General features: G+C 74.5%; 21 protein-coding genes. 6 read left to right on the top strand and 15 right to left on the bottom strand.

Annotated features, from left to right (window positions below):
- Positions 1–53: 53 nt before the first annotated feature.
- Positions 54–1,067 (bottom strand): hypothetical protein, encoded by a 1,014-nt coding sequence (locus tag BJP25_RS07925; RefSeq protein ID WP_075974181.1) that lies wholly within the window; start codon positions 1,065–1,067, stop codon positions 54–56.
- A 167-nt stretch (positions 1,068–1,234) separates the two neighbouring features.
- Entirely contained in the window at positions 1,235–3,073 is a 1,839-nt protein-coding gene (locus BJP25_RS07920) for an ABC transporter ATP-binding protein (RefSeq protein ID WP_408607122.1), read from the bottom strand.
- Positions 3,074–3,286: 213 nt separating this feature from the next.
- Between BJP25_RS07920 and BJP25_RS36095 the strand changes: the two genes are divergently transcribed.
- Positions 3,287–4,585, top strand: coding sequence for a glycosyltransferase 87 family protein (locus tag BJP25_RS36095; RefSeq protein ID WP_075974179.1), 1,299 nt, complete (start codon positions 3,287–3,289; stop codon positions 4,583–4,585).
- A 90-nt stretch (positions 4,586–4,675) separates the two neighbouring features.
- Here BJP25_RS36095 and BJP25_RS07910 read toward each other — a convergent pair whose 3' ends face one another.
- Both BJP25_RS07910 and BJP25_RS07905 read right to left on the bottom strand, forming a co-directional pair.
- A complete protein-coding gene (locus BJP25_RS07910; protein WP_075974178.1) occupies positions 4,676–4,888 on the bottom strand; it encodes a helix-turn-helix domain-containing protein in 213 nt (70 codons plus the stop codon).
- Between the two features lie 186 nt (positions 4,889–5,074).
- On the bottom strand, positions 5,075–6,703 hold the full coding sequence (locus BJP25_RS07905) for an ABC-F family ATP-binding cassette domain-containing protein (protein WP_075974177.1): 1,629 nt from the start codon (positions 6,701–6,703) through the stop codon (positions 5,075–5,077).
- Positions 6,704–6,909: 206 nt separating this feature from the next.
- Between BJP25_RS07905 and BJP25_RS07900 the strand changes: the two genes are divergently transcribed.
- On the top strand, positions 6,910–7,680 hold the full coding sequence (locus tag BJP25_RS07900; protein WP_075974176.1) for an SDR family oxidoreductase: 771 nt from the start codon (positions 6,910–6,912) through the stop codon (positions 7,678–7,680).
- 721 nt (positions 7,681–8,401) lie between these two features.
- Here the strand turns inward: BJP25_RS07900 and BJP25_RS07890 are convergent.
- Complete coding sequence (locus BJP25_RS07890; RefSeq protein ID WP_408607118.1) at positions 8,402–9,973, bottom strand: deoxyguanosinetriphosphate triphosphohydrolase family protein; 1,572 nt, start codon at positions 9,971–9,973, stop codon at positions 8,402–8,404.
- 59 nt (positions 9,974–10,032) lie between these two features.
- On the opposite strand from BJP25_RS07890, the gene BJP25_RS07885 reads away from it, so the two are divergent.
- On the top strand, positions 10,033–11,121 hold the full coding sequence (locus tag BJP25_RS07885; protein WP_075974174.1) for a lycopene cyclase family protein: 1,089 nt from the start codon (positions 10,033–10,035) through the stop codon (positions 11,119–11,121).
- Here BJP25_RS07885 and mug read toward each other — a convergent pair.
- The 9 genes from mug to BJP25_RS07840 all read right to left on the bottom strand — a co-directional run bounded on the left by mug (position 11,093) and on the right by BJP25_RS07840 (position 18,861).
- Entirely contained in the window at positions 11,093–11,635 is a 543-nt protein-coding gene (gene mug, locus BJP25_RS07880; RefSeq protein ID WP_408607117.1) for a G/U mismatch-specific DNA glycosylase, read from the bottom strand. The genes BJP25_RS07885 and mug overlap by 29 nt on opposite strands.
- Positions 11,636–11,905: 270 nt before the next feature.
- Positions 11,906–12,313: a metal-sulfur cluster assembly factor gene (locus tag BJP25_RS07875; protein ID WP_075974172.1), complete on the bottom strand. Its 408-nt coding sequence runs from the start codon at positions 12,311–12,313 to the stop codon at positions 11,906–11,908.
- A 4-nt stretch (positions 12,314–12,317) separates the two neighbouring features.
- Positions 12,318–12,758 carry a Fe-S cluster assembly sulfur transfer protein SufU gene (gene sufU, locus BJP25_RS07870; RefSeq protein ID WP_075974171.1) on the bottom strand — a complete coding sequence of 147 codons (441 nt, stop codon included), beginning with the start codon at positions 12,756–12,758 and terminating at the stop codon, positions 12,318–12,320.
- Positions 12,758–14,053, bottom strand: a complete 1,296-nt coding sequence (locus tag BJP25_RS07865) for a cysteine desulfurase (RefSeq protein WP_075974170.1) — start codon at positions 14,051–14,053, stop codon at positions 12,758–12,760. The genes sufU and BJP25_RS07865 overlap by 1 nt, the downstream gene beginning before the upstream one ends.
- A 113-nt stretch (positions 14,054–14,166) precedes the next feature.
- Positions 14,167–14,940: a Fe-S cluster assembly ATPase SufC gene (sufC, locus tag BJP25_RS07860; protein ID WP_075974169.1), complete on the bottom strand. Its 774-nt coding sequence runs from the start codon at positions 14,938–14,940 to the stop codon at positions 14,167–14,169.
- Between the two features lie 114 nt (positions 14,941–15,054).
- On the bottom strand, positions 15,055–15,378 hold the full coding sequence (locus BJP25_RS07855; protein WP_075974168.1) for a non-heme iron oxygenase ferredoxin subunit: 324 nt from the start codon (positions 15,376–15,378) through the stop codon (positions 15,055–15,057).
- Positions 15,375–16,568: a Fe-S cluster assembly protein SufD gene (gene sufD / locus BJP25_RS07850; RefSeq protein ID WP_075974167.1), complete on the bottom strand. Its 1,194-nt coding sequence runs from the start codon at positions 16,566–16,568 to the stop codon at positions 15,375–15,377. The genes BJP25_RS07855 and sufD overlap by 4 nt, the downstream gene beginning before the upstream one ends.
- Positions 16,569–16,570: 2 nt before the next feature.
- A complete protein-coding gene (gene sufB, locus BJP25_RS07845) occupies positions 16,571–18,028 on the bottom strand; it encodes a Fe-S cluster assembly protein SufB (protein ID WP_075974166.1) in 1,458 nt (485 codons plus the stop codon).
- Positions 18,025–18,861 (bottom strand): helix-turn-helix transcriptional regulator, encoded by an 837-nt coding sequence (locus BJP25_RS07840; protein ID WP_143218945.1) that lies wholly within the window; start codon positions 18,859–18,861, stop codon positions 18,025–18,027. Before BJP25_RS07840 ends, sufB begins: the two co-directional genes overlap by 4 nt.
- Before the next feature lie 155 nt (positions 18,862–19,016).
- On the opposite strand from BJP25_RS07840, the gene mptB reads away from it, so the two are divergent.
- The 3 genes from mptB to BJP25_RS07825 are packed head-to-tail and all read left to right on the top strand — an operon-like array spanning position 19,017 to position 22,308.
- Entirely contained in the window at positions 19,017–20,600 is a 1,584-nt protein-coding gene (gene mptB / locus BJP25_RS07835; protein WP_408607121.1) for a polyprenol phosphomannose-dependent alpha 1,6 mannosyltransferase MptB, read from the top strand.
- Between the two features lie 11 nt (positions 20,601–20,611).
- Entirely contained in the window at positions 20,612–21,538 is a 927-nt protein-coding gene (locus BJP25_RS07830; RefSeq protein ID WP_075974278.1) for an ABC transporter ATP-binding protein, read from the top strand.
- Positions 21,535–22,308 carry an ABC transporter permease gene (locus tag BJP25_RS07825; protein ID WP_075974165.1) on the top strand — a complete coding sequence of 258 codons (774 nt, stop codon included), beginning with the start codon at positions 21,535–21,537 and terminating at the stop codon, positions 22,306–22,308. The genes BJP25_RS07830 and BJP25_RS07825 overlap by 4 nt, the downstream gene beginning before the upstream one ends.
- Positions 22,309–22,314: 6 nt before the next feature.
- Here the strand turns inward: BJP25_RS07825 and BJP25_RS34030 are convergent, their stop codons facing one another.
- A complete protein-coding gene (locus BJP25_RS34030) occupies positions 22,315–23,406 on the bottom strand; it encodes an MAB_1171c family putative transporter (protein ID WP_075974164.1) in 1,092 nt (363 codons plus the stop codon).
- Positions 23,407–23,474: the final 68 nt, after the last annotated feature.

Below are 23,474 nucleotides of genomic sequence, written 5' to 3'. Positions count from 1 at the left end.
CGGCGGTCGCCGGGCCCGCGCGGGGCGGCCCGGCGACCGGGGTCAGTGCGTCATCACGGGGCCGTGAGGGGGTCGGCCAGGCCGGTGGTGCTCGTCGCCGGGCCCAGCTTGCTCGCCGCGGCCACCGGCGCGGGGAACCCCAGCACCGCCAGCGTGCCGTTGACCTGGTTGCCCGCCTCGCAGTCGGCGGTGCACGCGGTGGGCGGGTTGGCCACCTCGGTCGCGTCCTCGCCGGTGACCATGCCGAGCCTGCCGCCGCTGGCGACGTCCCACACGCTCATCGCCCCGCAGTGGTCGCGGGTCTCGGCCAGGCCGAGGGCGTTGGTCAGGTCCGGCCCGCACTCCGGCTGCCGGATGCGCGTGGCGACCTGGGCGGAGTCGCGCAGGATGAGCCGCGGCGCGCTGTCGCTGGTGATGTTGACCCGCGGGGTGACCCGCACGCACGCCTGCCCGGGCGGGCCGGTGGTCACGTCGGCGCAGCCCGAGCCGAGGTACTGCCCGAGCCGGTCGCGGAAGTTCTGGTTGTCGAAGTAGTGCGCCCCGGCGCCGAGGGTGTGCACGACGCGGGTGCGGGTGCCGTCGGCGCGGGCGGGCTCCATCTGGAAGATCCCGCCCTGGGCGCAGTCCTTCGCCTGGACCTTGACCGACGCGCCGCCGCCGGAGCGGGAGATCTCCAGCCGCTCCTTGCGCACCTCCAGCGTGATCGGCGAGGACAGCACCGCCCCGCGCAGGTCGGGCACCTTGCCCGCGAAGACGGGGGTGGGCCTGCCGCCGGTCATGTCGCCGGGGTTGGCCGCCCCGGTGAAGGCGTAGTCGTGGACGGCGAAGGTGGCCGGGTCGACGTCGAACCGGGTGTAGCGGCCCACGACGCTGAAGCGCCCGGCGGGGGCGGTGACGGTGCCGCGGAACTCGCTCTTGCCGTTCTTGCCCAGCACGGTGAACGACCCGTCGGTGCAGAAGGCGGAGCTGGCGGCCACCGCCGCGGGGGCGGTCAGCACCGGGGCGATCGGGACGAGCAGCGCGAGGCAGGCGGTCGCGGCGGCGCGGGCGCGGTGCCGGGTCGGCATGGTGGTTCTCCTTGCCCGGAGGCGATGTCCTCCGACCACTGGGCCATCGCGCCGAACATCATTCGAGTTTCAACGATCACCGGATCAGGCGAGCGGACAACCCGTTCGTCGCAGCGCTCGCGCTCCGGTGTCACAGCGCCCGCGCTCCGGTGTCGCAGCGCCCGGGCTCAGGCGGCCGACCCGGCGTACTGGGTCTCGTGCAGCACCGCGTAGCGGCCGCGGGCGGCCAGCAGCGACTCGTGGGTGCCGCGCTCGACGACCCGGCCGTCCTCCACCACGAGGATCTGGTCCGCCCGGCGGATCGTGCTGAGCCGGTGCGCGATCACCAGCGCGGTGCGCCCCGCCAGCGCGTGCGCGAGGGCCTCCTGCACCGCCGCCTCGGACTCGGAGTCCAGGTGCGCGGTGGCCTCGTCGAGGATGACCAGCCGGGGTTGGGCCAGCAGGATGCGGGCGATGGTCAGCCGCTGCCGCTCGCCGCCGGAGAGCCGGTAGCCGCGCTCGCCCACCACCGTGCCCAGCCCGTCGGGCAGCGAGTCGACCAGGTCCGACAGCCGCGCGCCGCGCAGCGCCGCCAGCAGCTCGTCGTCGGTGGCGCCCGGCTTGGCGTAGCGCAGGTTCGCCCGGATGGTGTCGTGGAACAGGTGCCCGTCCTGGGTGACCACGCCGACGGCGCCGCGCAGGTCGGCGGCGCTGAGCTGGCGCACGTCGACGCCGCTGAGCCGGACCGCGCCGGAGTCGACGTCGTAGAGCCGGGGCACCAGGGTGGCGATGGTCGACTTGCCCGCCCCCGACGAGCCCACCAGGGCCACCAGCTGCCCCGGCGCGGCGGTGAACGACACCCCGTGCAGCACCTCCCGGCTCTCCCGCTGGTCGAGCACCGCCACCTCCTCCAGCGAGGCCAGCGACACCCGCTCGGCCGAGGGGTAGCCGAAGCGCACGTCGTCGAACTCCACCGACACCCCGCCCGCGGGCAGCGGCGTGGGCCGGTCGGGCTCGGTGATCATCGGGGGCAGGTCGAGCACCTCGAAGACCCGCTCGAAGGACACCATCGCCGTCATCACGTCCACCCGCACGTTCGCCAGCGCCGTCAGCGGGCTGTAGAGCCTGGTCAGCAGCAGGGCCAGGGACACCACCGTGCCCGCGGCGAGCTGCCCGGTGAGGGCGAGGTAGCCGCCGAGGCCGTAGACCAGGGCCTGCGCCAGCGCCGACACCAGCTGCAGGGCGGTCATGAACCAGCGGGTCGTCATCGCCGCGCGCACGCCGATGTCGCGCACCCTGGCGGCGCGCTCGCCGAACTCCTCCGCCTCGACCCGCGGCCTGCCGAACAGCTTGACCAGGGTCGCCCCCGGCGCGGAGAACCGCTCGGTCATCTGGGTGGTCATCGCGGAGTTGAGGGTGGCCGACTCGCGCTGCAGGTCGGCCATCCGCCTGCCCATCCGGCGCGCGGGCAGCACGAACACCGGCAGCAGGACCAGCGCGAGCACCGTGACCTGCCAGGACAGGGTCATCATCACCCCGAGCGAGAGCACCAACTGCACGACGTTGGTGACCACGCCGGACAGGGTGGTGGTCAGGGCGCGCTGGGCGCCCATCACGTCGTTGTTCAGCCGGGAGACCAGCGCGCCGGTGCGGGTGCGGGTGAAGAAGGCCACCGGCATCCGCTGCACGTGCTCGAACACCGCGCGGCGCAGGTCGTAGATCAGCCCCTCCCCCACGCGGCTGGACTGCGCGCGCCCGGCCACGCCCAGGCCCGCGTCCACCACGGCCAGCCCCGCGATGGCGACCGCCAGCCACACCACCACCGGCACCGACCCACCGCCGACGATCTCGTCGACCACCCGACCCGCGAGCAGCGGGGAGGTCACCGCGAGCACCGCCGACACCACGGTCAGCCCCAGGAACAGCGCCAACCGGGCGCGGTGCGGCCTGCTGAACGCGGCCACGCGGCGGACGGTGCCCGGCCGCAGGCCCCTCGGCGCGTCGGCCGCGCGCACCGCTCCCGCCATCAGCCTGCGCGGACTGTCCACGTGATCCCCTCTCACCGACCCGACCCCGGTGCAACGCGCGGCGCCCCCGGCTGCTTCCCGGGGGGCCCGGCACCAGCACAACCTGCCACAGCCGGGCCGGGCACGCGGGCGGGCGGCGGGGTCGTCGGGGCCGCTGAGTAGCCTGACCGCGGTCGGGGGCGGGCCACGCCCGCCCGGGTGGAGGAGGATCGGATGCCGCTGCGCGCGGCGCTGCGGCGCGACCACGCGGTCGTGCTCGACGTGGTGCTCTACGCGGTCAGCGGGGCGTTCGCGGTCGGCACGGCGTTCGGCTCGGAGTTCTACGGCTACCGCGTCTGGGGCAACTGCGCCTCGGTGGGCTACCTGGCCGCGGCGCTGCTGTCGGCGTGGCTGCTGCTCACCGGCGACCGCAGGCGCGCGCGGGTGCGCTGGACGGCGGCGGCCGTGGGCTGGGGGGCGGCCACCCTGCTGCCGCTGGGCCTGCTGGTGGCCGTGCGCGACCCGGGGTTCCGGTGGGGGCCGTGGCCGTGGTCGTTCCCCTCGCAGCCCGAGGTGTGGGTGATCGAGCGGGCCGCGCGGGCGCTGCTGGCCGACGGCACCCCGTACCTGCCCCTCGCCGCGCTGGGGCCCACGCCCAACCCGGACGACTACACCCCCTACGGCCCGGCGATGACGCTGTTCGGGATGCCCCGGGCGCTGTTCGGCGACCACGCGGTGACCGACGCGCGGATCGCCTTCCTCGTGGTGTTCCTGGGCGCCCTGGCCCTGTCCTGGCACCTGCTGGGCCGCCCGCCCGTGCCGGTGCGCGCCGCGCAGCTGCTCGTGGTGGGCCCGCTGACGGCGCTGACGCTGGCGGTGGCCGGGGACGACGTCGCCGTCCTCGGCCTGGTGGTGCTCGCCGCCGTGGTCGCCCACCGGCCCGGGGTGCGCTCGGCGCCGCTGTGGGCCGGGCTGCTGTGCGCGGTGCTCATCACGATGAAGCTCACCGCCGTGCCCGCCGCGGTGGTGCTCGCGGTGGGCCTGGCCGCCGAGCGGGGGCGGCGCGGGGCCGCGGTGTTCCTCGGCGCGCTCGCCGCGGGGACGACCGCGCTGGTCGTCCCCGTGCTGCTGGTCGACCCGGGGGCCTTCGTCGAGCACGTGCTGAAGTTCCCGGTCGGCCTGGGCCGCTCCGGCTCGCCCGCGTCGAGCCCGTTCCCCGGCCACCTGCTCGCGGGCACCGGTCCGGCCGGGCACGCGCTGGCCATGGTGCTGCTGCTCGCCGCCGCGGCCGCGATCGCCGCGTGGCTGGTGGTGCGCCCGCCGCGCACCGCCGCCGACGCCGTGGGGCGCACCGCGACCGGGTTGGGCGCGGCGATCCTGCTCGCCCCGGCGACCCGCTGGGGCTACCTGGTCTACCCGGTGGCGCTGATCGGCGCCGCCCTGCTCCTGCGCGCCCGCTCCGCCACAGCGGGCAGCGCCGAGCCGGACCGCACCGGTGCCCCCGTCGACCCGCCCCCGGTGCCGCTCGGCTGAGCGGGCACCGCGGACCCGCCGCGGGATCACCCCACCCCCGCCCCGCAGGTCCGGCCCCCTCGGGTCCGACCGCCCGGGGCGGGAGCGGCGTCAGGCCTTCTTCTTGGTGCGGGTCGCCCCGCCCCGACCGCGCAGCGTCACACCGGACTCCGACAGGACTCTGTGGACGAACCCGTAGGAGCGGCCCGTGCTCTCGGCCAGCGCGCGGATGCTCGCGCCCTTCTCGTACTTCTTCTTCAGGTCGGTGGCGAGCTTGTCGCGCGTGGCACCGGTGATCCGCGCGCCTTTCTTCAGGTCAGCCACGTTGTCCGCCTTCCCATAGCGTGTGGTGGGCCACGGATGGGCCCTACCGCCGCAATGATCGAACACGCGCCGCAGGAATGCCAGACGAGATGGCCAACTATCAGCGGGAAGGGGGGTCACCGCCGATGCCGGACCTGCGACGCAGCGTGATCCCCGCGCGCAGGCTCCCAGCGTGCGGCCCGATTTTCAGGCGAGCTGGACCAGTTCGAGGTACTCGGCCGACCAGTGGTCCTCGGTGCCGTCTGGGAGGAGGATCACCCGCTCGGGTTCCAGCGCCTCGACCGCGCCGGGGTCGTGGGTGACCAGCACGACCGCCCCGGAGTAGCGGCGCAGCGCGTCGAGCACCTGCTCGCGGCTGGCCGGGTCGAGGTTGTTGGTCGGCTCGTCGAGCAGCAGCACGTTCGCCGCGCTGGAGACCAGCCCGGCCAGCGCCAGCCGGGTCTTCTCGCCGCCGGAGAGGGTGCCCGCGGGCTGGTCGAGCTGCTCGCCGGTGAACAGGAACGTGCCCAGCAGCGACCGCAGCTGCTGCTCGGGGGTGTCCGGGGCGGCGCGGCGGACGTTGCTCCACACGCTCGCGTCGTGGTCGAGGGTCTCGTGCTCCTGGGCGTAGTAGCCCAGCCGCAGCCCGTGCCCGGCCACCACCCGGCCGGTGTCGGGCGCCTCCATCCCGCCCAGCAGCCGCAGCAGCGTCGTCTTGCCCGCGCCGTTGAGGCCCAGGATGACCACCCGCGAGCCCTTGTCGATGGCCAGGTCGACGCCGGTGAAGATCTCCAGCGAGCCGTAGGACTTGCTCAGCCCCTCGGCGGTGAGCGGGGTGCGGCCGCAGGCGGCGGGCTCCGGGAAGCGGATCCTGGCCACCTTGTCGGCCACCCGCTCCTCGTCCAGTCCGGACACCAGCTTCTCGGCGCGCTTGATCATGTTCTGCGCGGCGACGGCCTTGGTGGCCTTGGCCCGCATCTTCTCCGCCTGGGCCATCAGCGCGCCCGCCTTCTTCTCGGCGTTGGCCCGCTCGCGGCGGCGGCGCTTCTCGTCGGCGGCGCGCGCGTCGAGGTAGCGCTTCCAGTCCATGTTGTAGGTGTCGACCTCGCCGCGGGTGGCGTCGAGGAACCACACCTTGTTCACCACGTCGGCCAGCAGGTCGACGTCGTGGCTGATGACGACGAGGCCGCCGGTGTGCGCCTTGAGGAACCCGCGCAGCCAGGTGATCGAGTCCGCGTCGAGGTGGTTGGTGGGCTCGTCGAGCAGCAGGATCGTGCCCGAGCCGCCGCCCGCGCCCGCCTCGGAGGCGGCGAACAGGATCCGCGCCAGCTCCACCCGCCTGCGCTGCCCGCCGGAGAGCGTGCGCAGCGGCTGGGCCAGGACCCGGTCGGCCAGGCCCAGGTTGGAGCAGATGCGCGCGGCCTCGCTCTCGGCGGCGTACCCGCCCAGGGAGGCGAAGCGCTCCTCCAACCGGCCGTAGCGGGCGACCGCCTTGTCCCGCACCGCCTCGTCGGCGTGCTCGGCCATCGCCGTCTGCGCCTTCTCCATGTCGCGCAGCAGCTGGTCGAGCCCGCGCGCGGAGAGCACCCGGTCCTTGGCGGTGACCTCCAGGTCGCCCTCGCGGGGGTCCTGCGGCAGGTAGCCCAGCTCGCCGGAGCGGCCGACCTTGCCGCCGTAGGGCTCGCCCTCGCCCGCGAGCACGCGCAGCGTGGTGGTCTTGCCCGCGCCGTTGCGGCCGACGAGGCCGATCCGGTCGCCGGGCTGCACCCGCAGGGTGGCGTCGGCGAGCAGGACGCGCGAACCGGCGCGCAGTTCCAGGTCAGTGGCGGTGATCAAAGGGAGGACTCCGATGCGTGGTGGAAGCGGGCTGCGGCCATCGGCCCGCGAACCGCGGCTCGCGGGCCCGCCAGCGCGTCATTCCGTGCGGACCACTCACCCAGTGTACGGGTTCGGCGCGGGCGGTCCACGGCCGCACCGGGGTGTGGGCGCCGCCGCGGCCGCGCCCGCTAGGAACTAAGCGCTCGCTTGGCTACGCTGCTGCCATGACCAACGCCGACTTCGCCGGGAAGACCGCCCTCGTCACCGGCTCCAGCCGGGGCATCGGCCTCGCCGTGGCCACCGAGCTGGCCCGCGGTGGCGCCGCGGTGACCCTCTCCGCCCGCAAGCAGGACGCGCTCGACGCCGCCGCCGAGGAGGTCCGGGCGGCCGTCCCCGGCGCCCGCGTCCTCGCCGTCGCGGGCAACACCGGGCACGACGAGGACCGCGCGCAGGTCGTCGAGCGCACCGTGGCCGAGTTCGGCTCGCTGGACGTGCTGGTCAACAACACCGGCATCAACCCCGTCTACGGCGACCTGATGACCGCCGACCTCGACGGCATCCGCAAGATCTTCGACACCAACGTCGTCGCCGCCCTCGGCTTCGTGCAGCTGGCGCACAAGGCGTGGATGGGCGAGCACGGCGGCGCGGTCGTCAACATCGCCTCCACCGCGGGCCTGCGCTCCACCGGCGTCATCGCCGCCTACGGGGCGAGCAAGGCCGCGCTCATCCGGCTGACCGAGGAGCTGGCCTGGCAGCTCGGGCCCGCCATCCGGGTCAACGCGGTGGCCCCCGCGGTGGTCAAGACCAAGTTCGCCGAGGCGCTGTACTCCGCCGGGGAGGACCAGGTCGCCACCGCCTACCCGATGAAGCGCCTGGGGGCCCCGGAGGACATCGCGCAGCTGGTGGCGTTCCTGGCCTCGGGCCGCTCGGCGTGGATGACCGGCGAGACCGTGCGCATCGACGGCGGCCTGCTCGCCACCGGCTCCCTGGGCTGACCCCGCTGCCGCCCCGGACCGCTCACCCGCTGGTCCGGGGCGCGGTGGACGGCGGGTCGACCGGCGTCGCCGTGGGCCGTGGCCGCGGTGGCTGCGGCTCATCGCCCCCCGGCGGCGGCGGTCGGTGCGGCGCGTGCGCGGGCGGCGGCCCGTGGGTGACGTCGAAGAGCACGTAGCCACCCAGCCCCCCGAGCAGCAGCGCCCCCACCGCGACAGCGACGGTGGTGCTGAGGGGAACGGTCCGGGACATCAGGGCCTTTCCACGAGGACGACAGGACGAAGCGGCCAAGCCCCACCCACCCTGCCAGGCCCCCCAAGCCCCAGCTGCCGCCACCCACAATCCGGCAACCTCCCCACCGACCCGGAACGACGCCGCGCGGGAACGCGGGGGAAGGGCGCCCAAACCACCCACCCCAACCACCGCTGCTGCCACCCACAATCCGGCACACGTCCACACCAAGCCGGGAACCATGCAAGTCGGGGACGAGGGGGGAGGGCGACCGAACCACGCTCCCCAACCACAGCTGCCGCCACCCCACAACCCGGCAGACGTCCGTACCAGGCCGGGAACCATGCAAGTCGGGGACGAGGGGGGAGGGCGACCGAACCACGCTCCCCAACCACAGCTGCCGCCACCCCACAACCCGGCAGACGTCCGTACCAGGCCGGGAACGATGCCGGGCGGGGACGAGGGGGTGGGTGGCGGGAACAAATGTCTATGTTACAGCACGAACGCGTCGGACCAGAACTGGCCTTGCCTGCCGGAGAGGGCGTCGAGCAGGGTCACCGCCTGGGTGTCGGTGAGCGAGGCCACGAAGTCGATGACCGCCCGGCCCTGGGCGAGGGCGCGGATGGCGGAGCGGCCGCGCGGGGGTTCGCCGGTGGCGCCGACGAGGCTGTCCGGGTTGTGCCGGGCCAGGTCGGCGTACTCGGCGTGGGCGAGGGCGACGAGGTCGCGGAGCCTGCGCGGCAGGCGGTCGGCCTCGAAGCGGTCGTCGAGCCACTGGTCGAGGGCCTCGACCAGGCTGGTGAGCAGGCGGGCCTGGCCGCGCTGGTGCAGGGCCAGGTCGGGGCGCAGCAGCACGAAGCGGCGGTGGACGAACTTGAGCACCTGCACCTCGTGCCACTGGCGCTCGGCGAGCAGGACGTGCCCGGAGCGGGTGGGCGGGTCGGCCAGCACCCGCACCCCGTCGACCAGGCGGGCGGTCCAGCCCGCGGAGAAGCGGCCGAAGGCCTGCTCGGCGGCCACGGAGCCGTCGAAGGGCATCGACAGCAGGTCGTCGACGAGTTCGGCGCGCACCCGGGTGACCGCGTCGGCGAAGGCGTCGTCGTCGACCATCCAGCCGTCGCGGGCGTGCAGGCGGCGGCGCAGGGCCTCCAGGGAGCTGCCGGGGCGGCGGCTGCCCGCCAGCTCGGCGGGGTCGAGGGCGGCGAAGCCCGCCCGGTCTGCCTCCCACAGGCCCAGCTCGGCCGAGACGGGGGCGTGCTGCAGGACGCCGATGCGGTGGAAGTCCTCCAGGTCGTGGATGGCGTAGGCGATGTCGTCGGCGTTGTCCATCACCGAGGCCTCGACGGTCTGCTGCCAGTCCGGCAGCCTGCCCGCGAAGGGGGCCCTGGCCTGGGCCTGGTCGTCGAGTTCGGTGACGTAGACGGAGAACTTGCTCGACCCGGTGCCCGGGGCGTCGGCGGGTTCGGCGGCGCCGCGCGGCGGGTCGGGCAGCTCGCGCGGGTGCGGGCGCGGACCGGCCAGCCGGGCCCACGGGTACTTCAGCACGGCGGCGCGCACGGCGGCGGTGAGGTCGAGGCCCGCGGCGCGGGGGCCGCGGGTGTCGATGGTGGTGACGATCCGGAAGCTCTGCGCGTTGCCCTCGAAGCCGTCGGGCAGGGCGAAGCGGTGCCGGGCGATCCGGTCGAGGACCTGCTCACCGAGGTGGCCGAAGGGCGGGTGGCCGAGGTCGTGGGCCAGGGCGGCGGCCTCGACCACGTCCGGGTCGCAGCCGCCGAGCTTGTCCAGCAGCGGGGCCAGGTCGGGGTCGGCGGCCAGCCGCTCGGCGATGGCCCTGGCCACCTGGGCGACCTTGAGGCTGTGGGTGAGCCGGTTGTGCAGCAGCCCGGACCCGCTGGCGCTGACCACCTGGGTGACCCCGCCGAGCCGGGCCAGGAAGGGCGAGGCGACGATGCGGTCGCGGTCGGCGCGGTACGGGCTGGCCGCCAGGTCGGTGGCCGCCGCGCCGCCGTCCCGCCGCGCCTGCCGGGGGTCGTCCGGGTGCCGGGGGTCCATCGCGTCGGGCATGGGGTCGAGCTTAGGAACTCCCCGCTGCCGGGGCGGAGCCGGTGTGGTCGGATCGGGATGTGGACGTCGTGGTGGTCGGGGCGGGACCCGCCGGGTGGGCGGTGGCGGAGGCGTGCGCGCGGCGGGGCGCGGCGGTGGCGCTGGTGGCGCCGCGGCCGCACGCACCCTGGCCCGCCACCTACGGGATGTGGGAGCACCAGGCGCTGCTGCCCCACCACGACCCGGTGCCGGTGCGCGCGGGCGGGCGGTGGCTCGATCTGCGCTACACCGTGCTGGACAACGCGGCGGCCCTGGAGCAGCTCGCCAGTGCCCCCGTGACCCCCGTGGCGGGCTCGGTCGTCTCGGCCACCCGGGGCCCGCGCGGCGCCACGGTGGTGCTCGCGTCGGGACGCCGCATCGCGTGCGGGGCGGTGGTCGACGCCAGCGGCGCGCGGCGGGTGCTCTCCGGCGGCGCGGGCGGCCCGCGCGCCGAGCAGACCGCCTACGGGCTGGTCTTCCCGGCGGATCGGGTGGCCGGGCTCGTCCCGCCGGGCCGGGCGGTGTTCATGGACGAATGGTCCACAGTGGACGGTCTGGCCACCTTCCTCTACGCCGTGCCGCTGCCCGGCGACCGGGTGCTGGTCGAGGAGACCTCGCTGGTCGCCAAGCCCGGGGTGGCGGTGGGGGTGCTGCGCGACCGGCTGCTGGCCAGGCTGGGCGCGGCGGGGGTCGACCCCGGCGCGGCGGTGGACCGGGAGGTCGTCCGGTTCCCGATGGACCTGCCGCGCTCGCGGGTGCCCGCGATCGGGGCGGCGGCGGGCATGGTGAACCCCACCACCGGCTACAGCGTCGCGGACTCCCTCGCCGTCGCCCCCGCCCTGGCCGAGGCGCTGACCACCGGCGCGCCGGACCCGGTGTGGACCCCGGCCGCCCGCTCGGTGCACGCCCTGCGCGCGCACGGCGCCCGGGTGCTGCGCTCGCTGCCCGCCGCGGGCGTGCCGGAGTTCTTCGAGCGGTTCTTCGCCCTGCCCGAGCCGGTGTGGCTGCCGTTCCTCGTCGGCCGCGCGGACGTGGCGGGCACCGCGCGGGCGATGGCGGGGCTGTTCCGGGCGGCGCCGTGGCGGCTGCGCGGCCGGTTGGTCACCGGAGGGCTTCCCGGAGCTTCCTGAACTCCGCGGCCAGGGCGTCGAGCTGGTAGTGGGCGTTGAGCCCGCTGGGGTTGGGCAGCACCCACACCCCCGCGTCGCCGATCGCGGTGGGCTGGCGGCCGATCACGGCCTTGGGGACGTCGAACGCGGTGCGGTAGGCGGTGATCCCCACCACGGCCAGCATCCGCGGCTGGTGCTCGCGCACCACCCGCACCAGCCGCTCGCCGCCTCGGCGCAGCTCGTCGTCGGTCAGCTCGTCAGCGCGGGCGGTGGCCCTGGCCACCAGGTTCGTCACCCCCAGGCCGAACCCGGTCAGCTCGTCCTGCTCGTCCGGGCGCAGCAGCCGGGGGGTGAAGCCGGAGGCGTGCAGGGCGGGCCAGAACCGGTTGCCCGGCCGGGCGAAGTGGTGGCCGGTGTAGCCGGAGTACAGCCCGGGGTTGATCCCGCAGAACAGCACGTCCAGACCCGGTGCGAGCACGTCGGGGATGGTGCGGTCCTTGGCGGCGGCCAGCTCGGCGCGTGAGGGTCTGGGCACGCCCCCCATCGGAGCAGAAGTCGATCACCGGTGCCACCGGGTCCACGCGGTCGACCGGAAGCTGTCGCGCGCCGACAGCCCCGTCCCCCCTATGGGGTGAACGCCTTTGTCACCGGAAGCGGTAAACCCGCGCACCCCCGCCGCGCCCGCCCGGTGGTTCTCCGCCGGACCGGAGCACCGGCGGGCCCGGCCCCGGGACGGCAGGAGGGCCCCGGCGCGGTGCCGGGGCCCTCCTGCGCTCGACCGGGTCGGGTCAGCGGGTGGACCGGGTCAGACGGTGAAGCCGAGCGCGCGCAGCTGCTCGCGGCCGTCCTCGGTGATCTTGTCCGGGCCCCACGGCGGCATCCAGATCCAGTTGATCCGGAAGTCGTCGACCACGCCCGCGCCCACCAGCGCGCCGCGCGCCTGCTCCTCGATCACGTCGCTGAGCGGGCACGCCGCCGAGGTCAGCGTCATGTCCAGGGTGGCGGTGCCGTCGTCCTCGACGCGGATGTCGTAGACCAGGCCGAGGTCGACGACGTTGATGCCGACCTCGGGGTCGACCACGTCGCGCATGGCCTCCTCGACGTCCTCCACCGTGGCCGCGTCGACCTTCGGCGGCGCCTGGTCGGTCATGCCCGCCGCGCCGCGCACGACCCCCTCCGGGGAGACGTCGGTGGTGGTGGTCTCGTCACTCATCGGGTCAGGCCTTCCCTTCGGCTCGCACGACGGCGTCCTTGAACGCCATCCAGCCCAGCAGCGCGCACTTCACGCGCGCCGGGTACTTGGCCACGCCCGCGAAGGCGATGCCGTCCTCCAGCACGTCCTCGTCCGGCTCCACCTCGCCGCGGCCCTGCATCAGCTCCACGAACGCGTCGAGCTTCTTGAACGCCTCGCCCACCGGCTTGCCGACCACCAGGTCGGTGAGCACGGAGGTGGAGGCCTGGCTGATCGAGCAGCCCTGGCCGTCGTAGGAGACGTCGGTGACGGTCTCGCCGTCCAGCTTGACCCGCAGCGTCACCTCGTCCCCGCAGGTCGGGTTGACCTGGAAGGACTCGGCGTCGAACGGGTCGCGCAGGCCGCGGCCGTGCGGGTTCTTGTAGTGGTCCAGGATGATCTCCTGGTACATCTGCTGCAGCTGCATCAGCCCACCCCGAAGAACCGCTGGGTCTCGCGCACCCCGGCGACCAGCGCGTCGACGTCGGACAGGTCGTTGTAGACGTAGAAGCTCGCCCGGATGCTGGCCGGGACGCCCAGCCTGCGGTGCAGCGGCCAGGCGCAGTGGTGGCCCACCCGGACCGCGACGCCCTGGTCGTCGAGCACCTGCCCGGCGTCGTGCGGGTGCACCCCGTCGAGCACGAACGACACCGCGCCGCCGCGGTCGGCCACCCGGCCCGCGCCGTCGAGCACCGGGCCGAGCACCCGCACGCCCGGCACCTCGGCCAGGCCCGCCAGCGCGGCCACGGTCAGCGCGTGCTCGTGGTCGGACACCCGCTGCATGCCCAGCTCGGACAGGTAGCCCACCGCCGCGCCCAGGCCGACCGCCTGGGAGGTCATCGGCGTGCCCGCCTCGAACCGCTGCGGCGGGGCGGCGAAGGTGGAGCCCTCCATCCGCACCATCTCGATCATCGAGCCGCCGGTGAGGAACGGCGGCAGCGCCGAGAGCAGCTCGAAGCGGCCGTAGAGCACCCCGAGCCCGTACGGGCCGAGCATCTTGTGGCTGGAGAACACCGCGAAGTCGACGTCGAGCGCGCGCAGGTCGACCGGCTGGTGCGGGACCGACTGGCAGGCGTCGAGCAGGGTCAGCGCGCCGACCTGCTTGGCCCTGGCCACGATCGCCTCGGGCGGGTTCACCGTGCCGAGCACGTTCGACTGGTGGGTGAAGGCCACCAGCTTCGTGCGCTCGGTGACCAGCGAGTCGAGCTCGGACAGGTCGAGCCTGCCCTCGTCGGTGACCGGGAACCAGCGCAGGGTCGCGCCGGTGCGCGCCGCGAGCTGCTGCCAGGGCACCAGGTTCGCGTGGTGCTCCATCTCGGTGGTGACGATCTCGTCGCCGGGGCCGAGGGCGAAGCGGGCCGCCTCGGGCCCGGCGGTCGCGGCGTTGCCCATCGCGTAGGCGACGAGGTTGACGCCCTCGGTGGCGTTCTTGGTGAAGACCAGCTCGTTGGGCAGGGCGCCGACGAAGGCGGCGATGGCCGCCCTGGCGTCCTCGTAGGCGTCGGTGGCCTCCTCGGCGAGCTGGTGCGCGCCGCGGTGCACCGCGGCGTTGTGCTGCTCCAGGAACGCCCGCTCGGCGTCGAGCACCCGCGTCGGCTTCTGCGAGGTGGCCCCGGAGTCGAGGTACACCAGGTGCTTGCCGTCGCGGACGGTGCGGCCGAGGATGGGGAAGTCGGCGCGCAGGGCGGCGACGTCCAGCTGCGCTGGGACGGTGGTGGTCACCTGACCGGCACCTCCTCTGTCTGAGGTTCGGGCTCTGTCTGGGGTTCGGGTATCCGGAGTTCGGGCCCCACCCCGCCCCGGGCCGGGGCGGGGGGTGCTCGACAGGGTCAACGTCAGGCGGTGGCGCCTGCTTCCTGGGTACCGGTGTACTTCACGTAACCCTCGGCCTCCAGCACGTCGGCCAGCTCCGGGCCGCCGGACTCGACCACGCGGCCGCCCGCGAACACGTGCACGAAGTCGGGGGTGATGTGGCGCAGGATGCGGGTGTAGTGGGTGATCAGCAGGACGCCGGTCTCGCCGCCCTCGCGGTAGCGGTTGACGCCCTCGGACACCACGCGCAGCGCGTCGACGTCGAGGCCGGAGTCGGTCTCGTCGAGGATGGCCACCTTCGGCCGGAGCAGGTCGAGCTGCAGGATCTCGTGCCGCTTCTTCTCCCCGCCGGAGAAGCCCTCGTTGACGCTGCGCTCGGCGAAGGAGGGGTCGATGCCCAGCTGGCCCATCGACTCCTTGACCTCCTTGACCCAGGTCCGCAGCTTGGGGGCCTCACCGCGCACGGCGGTCGCGGCGGTGCGCAGGAAGTTCGACATCGACACCCCGGGCACCTCGACCGGGTACTGCATGGCCAGGAACAGGCCTGCGCGGGCGCGCTCGTCGACCGACATGGCCAGCACGTCCTCACCGTCGAGGGTGACGGTGCCGGAGGTCACCTCGTACTTGGGGTGGCCCGCGACCGCGTAGGACAGCGTCGACTTGCCCGACCCGTTGGGGCCCATGATCGCGTGCGTCTCGCCGGCCTTGACGGTCAGGTCGACGCCCTTGAGGATCTCCTTCGGACCGTCCTCGGTGGCGACCGAGACGTGCAGGTCCTTGATCTCCAGGGTGCTCATTTCTGTCTCTTCTCCAGGTGGTGCCGGGTGCTCTGCCCCGGCCCCGCCGCGGCCGCCGCCGTCGCGACCGGGTCGGTGGCGACGGCGGTCGGGGGCGCGGGTCGGCGGGCGGGGTCAGGCACGGTTCAGGGGGGTCGTGACGTCGACCAGGACGTCGTCACCGTCGACGGTGACGGGGTAGACCGGCACGGGCTCGGTGGCCGGTGGCGCGGAGGGGGCGCCGGTGCGCAGGTCGAAGCACGACCCGTGCAGCCAGCACTCCAGCCCCTTGCGGGACAGCTCCCCCTCCGACAGCGACACCTCCGCGTGCGTGCACTCGTCGCGCAGCGCGTGCACCTGCCCGCCGGTGCGGACCAGGACGACGGGTTCGCCGTCGACCTCCACCGGGAACGGCTTGCCGTCGTCCAGGTCGGCCAGCGAGCAGGCGCGGGTGCTCACGCGCCGACCGCCTCCAGCTCGGCCTCGATCGCGGCCTCCAGGCGCTCGCGCACCTCGGGGACGCCGATCCTGGCGATGAGCTCGTGGAAGAAGCCGCGCACGACCAGCCGCCGCGCCTGGTCCTCGGGGATGCCGCGGGCCTGCAGGTAGAACAGCTGCTCGTCGTCGAAGCGGCCGGTCGCGCTGGCGTGCCCCGCACCGGCGATCTCGCCGGTCTCGATCTCCAGGTTCGGCACCGAGTCGGCGCGGGCGCCGTCGGTCAGCAGCAGGTTGCGGTTGAGCTCGTAGGTCTGGGTGCCCTCGGCCACCGCGCGGATGAGCACGTCGCCGATCCACACCGTGTGCGCGTCCTCGCCCTGCAGCGCGCCCTTGTAGACCACGTTCGAGGTGCAGTTCGCCTGGTTGTGGTCGACGAAGGTGCGCAGCTCGAAGTGCTGGTGGGCGTCGGCGAAGTAGACCCCGGACAGGTCCACCTCGGCGCCGCGGTCGGCGAAGGCGGCCGTCGGCGACACCCGCACCAGGTCCCCGCCGAGGGTGACGGTGGTGTGCTTGAGCACCGCGTCCCGGCCGATCCTGGCGTGGTGGGCCGAGACGTGCACCGCGTCGTCCGCCCAGTCCTGGATGGACACCACGGTGAGCTTGGCGCCGTCGGCCAGGACGAACTCGACGTTGTCGGCGTAGACCCCCGAGCCGCGGTGGTCGAGCACCACGGTGGCCTCGGCGAAGCGCTCGGCGCGCACGGCCAGGTGCCCGTAGGCGACCTGCCCGGCGCCGGGGCCGTCGACGGTGATCGTCGTCGGCGCCGAGGCCCGCTGCTCGGTGCCCACGGTGACCACGACGGCCTCGGTGAACGAGCTGTAGGCCTGCGCGGCGATCCGGTCGGCGGGCACCCCGCCCTGGCCGAGCCGGTCGTCGTCGCGGCCGACCCGCTCCACCGACACCTCGGCGGGCGCGTCCACCGCGACGGTGGCCGTGCCGGTCGCCGCGGCGCCGGTGTGCAGGCCCGCGAGCCGCTTCATGGGGGTGAAGCGCCACATCTCCTCGCGACCGGACGGCACCTCGAAGGCGTCGACGTCGTAGGAGGTGAACCACTCCGCGCGGGACGCCTCGGGCACCACGGCCCGGGCGCCACCGCGCGCCTGCCCCTTGTCCCCGGCCTCACCCAGGACGGCGGGCTGTGCTGTCGACATGATTAGCCGACCGCTCCTTCCATCTGCAGCTCGATCAGTCGGTTCAGTTCCAGCGCGTACTCCATGGGCAGCTCGCGCGCGATGGGCTCGACGAACCCGCGCACGATCATCGCCATGGCCTCGTCCTCGGTCAGGCCGCGCGACATCAGGTAGAACAGCTGGTCGTCGCTGACCTTGGAGACCGTGGCCTCGTGCCCCATCTGCACGTCGTCCTCGCGGATGTCGACGTAGGGGTAGGTGTCCGAGCGGGAGATCTGGTCCACCAGCAGCGCGTCGCACTTGACCGTGGACTTGGCGTGGTGGGCGCGCTTGTTCACCTGCACCAGGCCGCGGTAGGAGGTGCGGCCGCCGCCGCGGGCCACCGACTTCGACACGATGGTCGAGGAGGTGTGCGGGGCCATGTGCACCATCTTGGCGCCCGCGTCCTGGTGCTGGCCCTCACCGGCGAAGGCGATGGAGAGGACCTCGCCCTTGGCGTGCTCGCCCATGAGGAACACCGCCGGGTACTTCATGGTCACCTTGGAGCCGATGTTGCCGTCGACCCACTCCATCGTCGCGCCCTCTTCGGCCTTGGCGCGCTTGGTGACCAGGTTGTAGACGTTGTTCGACCAGTTCTGGATGGTGGTGTAGCGGCAGCGGCCGCCCTTCTTCACCACGATCTCCACGACCGCCGAGTGCAGCGAGTCCGAGGAGTAGATCGGGGCGGTGCAGCCCTCGACGTAGTGCACGTAGGCGCCCTCGTCGACGATGATCAGGGTGCGCTCGAACTGGCCCATGTTCTCGGTGTTGATCCGGAAGTAGGCCTGCAGCGGGATCTCGACGTGGACGCCCTTGGGCACGTAGATGAACGAGCCGCCGGACCACACCGCGCCGTTGAGGGCGGAGAACTTGTTGTCCCCGTGCGGGATCACCGAGCCGTAGTACTCCTCGAACAGCTCCGGGTGCTCCTTGAGCGCGGTGTCGGTGTCGAGGAAGATGACGCCCTGCTTCTCGAGCTCCTCGTTGATCTTGTGGTAGACCACCTCGGACTCGTACTGCGCGGCGACCCCGGCCACCAGGCGGGCCTTCTCGGCCTCCGGGATGCCCAGCTTGTCGTAGGTGCGCTTGATGTCCTCGGGCAGGTCCTCCCAGGAGGCGGCCTGCTTCTCGGTGGAGCGCACGAAGTACTTGATGTTGTCGAAGTCGATGCCCGAGAGGTCGGAACCCCAGGTCGGCATCGGCTTGCGGTCGAAGAGCCGCAGCGCCTTGAGGCGGCTCTCCAGCATCCACCCCGGCTCGCCCTTCTTGGCGGAGATGTCCCGCACGACGGCCTCGGAGAGGCCGCGCTGGGCGCTCGCACCCGCGGTGTCCGAGTCGGCCCAGCCGTACTCGTAGCGACCCAGGGACGCCAGGGTCTCCTCCTGCGACAGGGGGGTCGCGGGGGTCGCTGTGGTGGTGCGCTGCTCGGCAGCGGCAGTCATAGGGACTTCCCTCCATCCGGAACTCGGGCGGGGCCGCGGGCGGCTGCGCCGCTCCCGGACCCCGTGGCGTGCCGTGGTCGCGCGCCCCGCCGGGGGGACGCGGCCTGCTCCGGCACCGTGGCCTGCTCGGGGACCTTGGGCACGTGCGTGGTGCAGGCGGCACCACCGCCCGCGATCGTGGCCAGCCGCTGCACGTGCGTGCCGAGCAGGTCCGCGAACACCGCCGTCTCGACCTCGCACAGCTGCGGGAACTCCGCGGCGACGTGCGCGACCGGGCAGTGGTGCTGGCAGAGCTGCTCGCCGACGCCCACGCTGCGCGTGGAGGCGGCGTAGCCCTCCCGGGTCAGCGCCGTGGCCAGGGCCGCGGCGCGCTCGGTCGGGTCCTGGCCCGCGGTGATCGCCTCGCGGTGCGGGTCGACCATCCCGGCCACCCGCCGCCGGGCGAACGCCCGCAGCGCCGCCTCCCCGCCGGACTCGGCGAGGAAGCGCAGCGCGGAGATCGCCAGGTCGTCGTAGGCGTGGCCGAACCGGGCGCGCCCGGTCTCGGTGAGCAGGAAGAGCTTGGCCGGGCGTCCGCGGCCCCGCTGGCCGCGGCGGGGGGCGTCGCGCGTGTACGCCTCCCCGCCGACCACCAGCGCGTCCAGGTGCCTGCGGACGGCGGCCGGGCTCAGGCCCAGCGCCTCGGCGGCGGCGACCGCCGTGACCTCGCCGCGCTCGAGCAGCAGCCGGGCGACGCCGTGCCGCGTGCGCCCGTCGGCCTGCTGCTGACCGGCCCCGGCGGGACCGGGGACGGCCTCCTCCTGGGCTGGTGCGGCGGGGTCGGTCTTTTTCACAACACAAGTGTGACGTATTTTCCCCGGGGCCGCAAAGGTGGGTCTCCCGCCGGTGACCCGGGTCACCGGCGACCGCGCCCGCTACCCTCCTGCCCGTGGTGGCGGCAGACCCCGGCGAGCGGGACGAGCGGGACGAGCGGGTCGGCGGGTCGCTGGTGCGGCGGTCCCGGCCGACGCCGGAGTCGGCCCCGCTGGACGCCACCGAGCGCAGGCAGCTGGACACGATCCGCCGCTTCGGCACGGTGGGCTCGCTGCTGCTGCTGATCGGCTCGCTGGGCGCGGGCGCGGCGCCGGTGTTCAACCCGGTCTTCCGGCTGCCGGTGCTGGGCCTGTTCAGCCGGATGACGACGGTGGCGCTGGCGTTCGCGTTCACCGGGGTGTTCATGGTGGTGCTGGCCTGGCTGGCGCTGGGCAGGCTGGCCAGGCCCGGCCGCGAGCGGGCGGTCTCGGTGCCGCAGATGGCGCGCACGCTGGCGATGTGGATCACGCCGCTGGTGTTCACCGTGCCGAGCTTCAGCCGCGACGTCTACAGCTACCTCGCCCAGAGCGAGATCGTGAACCTCGGCCTGGACCCCTACACCGTCGGCCCGGCCCAGGCCCTCGGCCTCAACGACCCGCTGACGCTGGGCGTGCCGACGATCTGGCGGGAGACCCCGTCGCCCTACGGGCCGCTGTTCCTCACCATCGGCAAGGTCATCAGCTGGGCCACCGGGGACCACGTGGTGATGGGGGTGGCGATGCACCGGCTGGTCGCCCTGGTGGGGCTGGCGATGGTGGTGTGGGCCCTGCCCCGGCTGGCGCGGCGGTTCGGGGTGAGCCCGGTGAGCGCGCTGTGGCTGGGCGCGGCGAACCCGCTGGTGCTGTTCCACCTGGTCGTCGGGGTGCACAACGAGGCGCTGGCGATCGGGCTGATGCTGGTCGGGTTCGAGCTGGCGCTGCGCCGCACGCCCCGGGTGGACCCGGACGGGCCGTTCCCGCCGTGGCAGCGCGGGGAGCTGCTGGCCTACGCCGTGGGCGCCTCGGTGATCACCCTCGGCGCCGCGGTGAAGATCCCGGCCGCGCTGGCCCTGGGCTTCCTCGGGGTGATGATCGCGCGCCGGATGGGCGGCACGTGGAAGCACCTGTTCCTCGCCGCGGGCGGGCTGTTCGTGGTGTTCGCCGTGGTGCTGAGCGCCTGCTCGTTCGGCAGCGGCCTGGGCTACGGCTGGGTGGCCACGCTCAACACGGCCTCGACGGTCAAGAGCTGGATGGCCCCGATGACCGCGCTGGGCTTCGGCGCGGGCTGGCTGGGCGTGGTGCTGGGCCTGGGCAACCACGTCGACGCCGCGATCGCGGTGAGCCGGTTCGTTGGCTCGGTCATCGGCCCGGTGATCGCGGCCAAGCTGCTGCTGGACTCGTTCCGGTGGAAGCTGCGCCCGCTGACCGGGCTGGGCGTGGCGCTGGGCGCGGTGCTGGTCTTCGGCGCGACCGTGCAGCCCTGGTACCTGCTGTGGACGGCGGTGCCGCTGGCGGCGGCCGCGGGCAACACCAAGTTCCGCGCGGTGGCGACCGCGGTCAGCGCGGTGCTCGCGGTCGCGGTCGCCTCCACCGGCACGACCTTCGACGGCCGCGTGTTCGTGCTCCCCTACGCCATCATGGCCGCGGTCGTGGTCACCGCCCTGGCGCTGGTGGTGGTGCGCAAGCGGATCCCGCGCGGCGAGTGGCTGCCCGGGCGCCGCGTGACGGCTACCACGGCCTAGGCTTCCACCTCGTGAGCGCCCCCGCCGTCGAGGTCACCGAGCTGGTCTGCCGCTACGGCCGCACGACCGCCGTGGACGGGCTGTCGCTGCGGGTGGAGCGCGGCGCGGTGCTGGCGCTGCTCGGCCCGAACGGCGCGGGCAAGACCACCACCGTCGAGACCTGCGAGGGCTTCCGCCGCGCCGACGGCGGCAGCGTCCGGGTGCTCGGCCTGGACCCGGTGGCCGACGCGGGCGCCCTGCGCCCCAGGGTCGGGGTGATGCCGCAGGGCGGCGGCGCCTACCCGGGCGTGCGGGCGGGCGAGATGCTGGCCCTCGTGGCGGCCTGCGCGGCGAACCCCCTGGACCCGGCCTGGCTGATCGACGTGCTCGGCCTGGCGGGCGCGGCGCGCACCCCGTACAAGCGGCTCTCCGGCGGCCAGCAGCAGCGGCTCTCGCTGGCCTGCGCCCTGGTCGGGCGCCCCGAGCTGGTGTTCCTCGACGAGCCGACCGCGGGCATGGACCCGCAGGCGCGCAGGCTGGTCTGGGACCTGGTCGCGGCGCTGCGCGCGGACGGGGTGTCGGTGCTGCTCACCACGCACCTGATGGACGAGGCCGAGGCGCTGGCCGACCAGGTGGTCATCGTCGACCGGGGCCGCGTGGTCGCCTGCGGCACCCCCGCCGAGCTGACCGCCGAGGGCCCCGACGAGCAGCGGCTGCGCTTCCGCGCCAAGTCCGGGATGGACACCGCGCTGCTGCTGGCCGCCCTGCCCGAGGGCTGCCGCGTCTCCGAGCCCACCGCGGGCGGCTACCTGGTGACCGGCACCGTCGACCCCCAGGTCGTCTCCACGGTCACCGCCTGGTGCGCCCAGCAGGGCGTGCTCGCCGAGGAGCTGAACGTGGGGCGGCGCAGCCTGGAGGACGTGTTCCTGGAGCTGACCGGGCGGGAGCTGCGCTCATGACCTTCCCCGCGGGGACCTTCACCCCCTCCCCCGGCCGCGCGCGCGTGGGGCGGATGCTCGCCGTGCACGCCCGCACCGAGGCCGTGCTGACCCTGCGCAACGGCGAGCAGCTGCTGCTGACGCTGCTCATCCCGCTGGCCCTGCTGGTCGGGTTGAGCGCGCTGGACGTCATCGCCATGCCCGAGCCCCGGGTGGACTCGGTCACCCCGCGGGTGCTGGCCTTGGCGGTCATGTCCTCGGCCTTCACCGGCCAAGCCATCGCGCTGGGCTTCGACCGCCGCTACGGCGTCCTCAAGCGCTTGGCCGCCACCGCCCTGCCCCGCTGGCTGCTGGTGGCCGGGCGGGTCGCGGCCGCGCTCGCGGTGGTGGCGGTGCAGGTGGTGGTGCTGGGCGTGGTGGCGCTGCTGCTCGGCTGGTCGCCCTCGGCGGCCGGTCTGCTGTGGGCGGTGCTGCTGGTCGTGCTGGGCACGCTGACCTTCGGCGCGCTGGGCGTGCTGCTCGGCGGGGCGTTGAAGGCCGAGGTCGTGCTGGCGCTGGCGAACGTCATCTGGTTCGTGCTGCTGCTGGCGGGCGGCATCGTGCTGCGCGCCGACTCGCTGCCGTCCGGGATGGCGGAGGTGGTCCGGCTGCTGCCGTCCGGGGCGCTGACCGAGGGCCTGTCCCAGGCGTTGATCGACGGCGTGGTGCCCTCGCCCTCGGTGTGGCTGGCGCTGCTGGTGTGGGGCGGCGTCGGTGGCGCTGTCGCCGCGCGCACCACGCGGCTAACGTAGTCCGCCTCAGCGGCTCCACTCCCCCGCCGCCACCACGTCCTCCAACCACAGCACCTCCGACTCCAGGTCGTCGCTGCCCTCGCGGCTCGACGTCCCCGGGGTCGACCGCGGCGGGGCCCCGGTGCGCTTCGCCTCGATCGCGGCCGAGAGCGCCCGCGCCTCCGCCCCCGGGTCGGCCTCGCCGTGGGACAGCAGGTAGGGCCGCAGGGCCGCCCGCCCGTCCCAGATCTCGATGACCCTGCGGTGGAGCCGGTACTCCATCCGCCACCACGGCGCCGCCGCGGGCAGTTCGATGCCGGGCGTCGCCGCGCGCAGCGCCTCCCACAGCGGGGTCAGGCGCCGGTAGGAGCGGTAGTGCGACGCCCAGGCCCGCGCGGCGTCCAGGCGCGGGCCCCACGCGGGCAGCGCCACGCCCAGCAGGCAGGTGGTCAGGCCCACGGCGAGCAGGGACAGCTCGACCACCGCCTGCGGCCAGGGCGGACGCACGTCGAAGCGGCCCGCGAGGATGGCCCCCGCCCGGTGCGCCGACCAGACCGCGTTGCAGCAGTTGCCGATGGTCAGCAGCCGCAGGCCGCGGGCGAGCCAGGGGCGGTCGGCGACGCGCGCCCAGCGCAGGGTGAGGCGGGCGTTGACGACCTGGAAGGCGGCGACGAGCGAGACGTAGAGCAGGTTGGTCAGCGACGCCAGGGGTTCGGTGACCCAGTCGACCGCCGCCCAGGCCGGGGACTCGACGGCCTGGGCGGCGGCCCAGGACACCAGCAGGACCGCGCCGAGGGCGCCCATCACGGCCAGCCCGCGGCCCAGGGCCGCGCGGACGCCGCCCGGCGGGCGCACCGACAGGACGTAGAAGGCCTGGAGCGCGAACATCGTGGCCAGCGCGGCGGTGTGGGGGATGATCCAGCTCCCGCCCGCGAACAGCCCGTCCAGGAGCGCGGCGGCGTCGCGGCGGGTCAGCGCCAAGGACAGCAGCAGCAGGGCGAAGGTTGCCCAGAGCCACCACTGGGCCGGGCTCGGGGCGCGGAGCACCGCGACCGTCCGGTGCGCCAGCGCCACGGCCACCACCGCCGTGATCAGCAGCAGGAGGTGCTCGGGGGTCACCGCCGGTCGCGCGCCATGACCCGCGCGAGGCGGTCGATCACGGCGGCCTCGGCGGGGTCGGCGGTGCG

This window comes from Actinokineospora bangkokensis (genome assembly GCF_001940455.1).
Lineage (GTDB): Bacteria > Actinomycetota > Actinomycetes > Mycobacteriales > Pseudonocardiaceae > Actinokineospora > Actinokineospora bangkokensis.
Note: the sequence above shows the minus strand (reverse complement) of the source record. Positions and strands in the feature narration are given on the sequence as shown.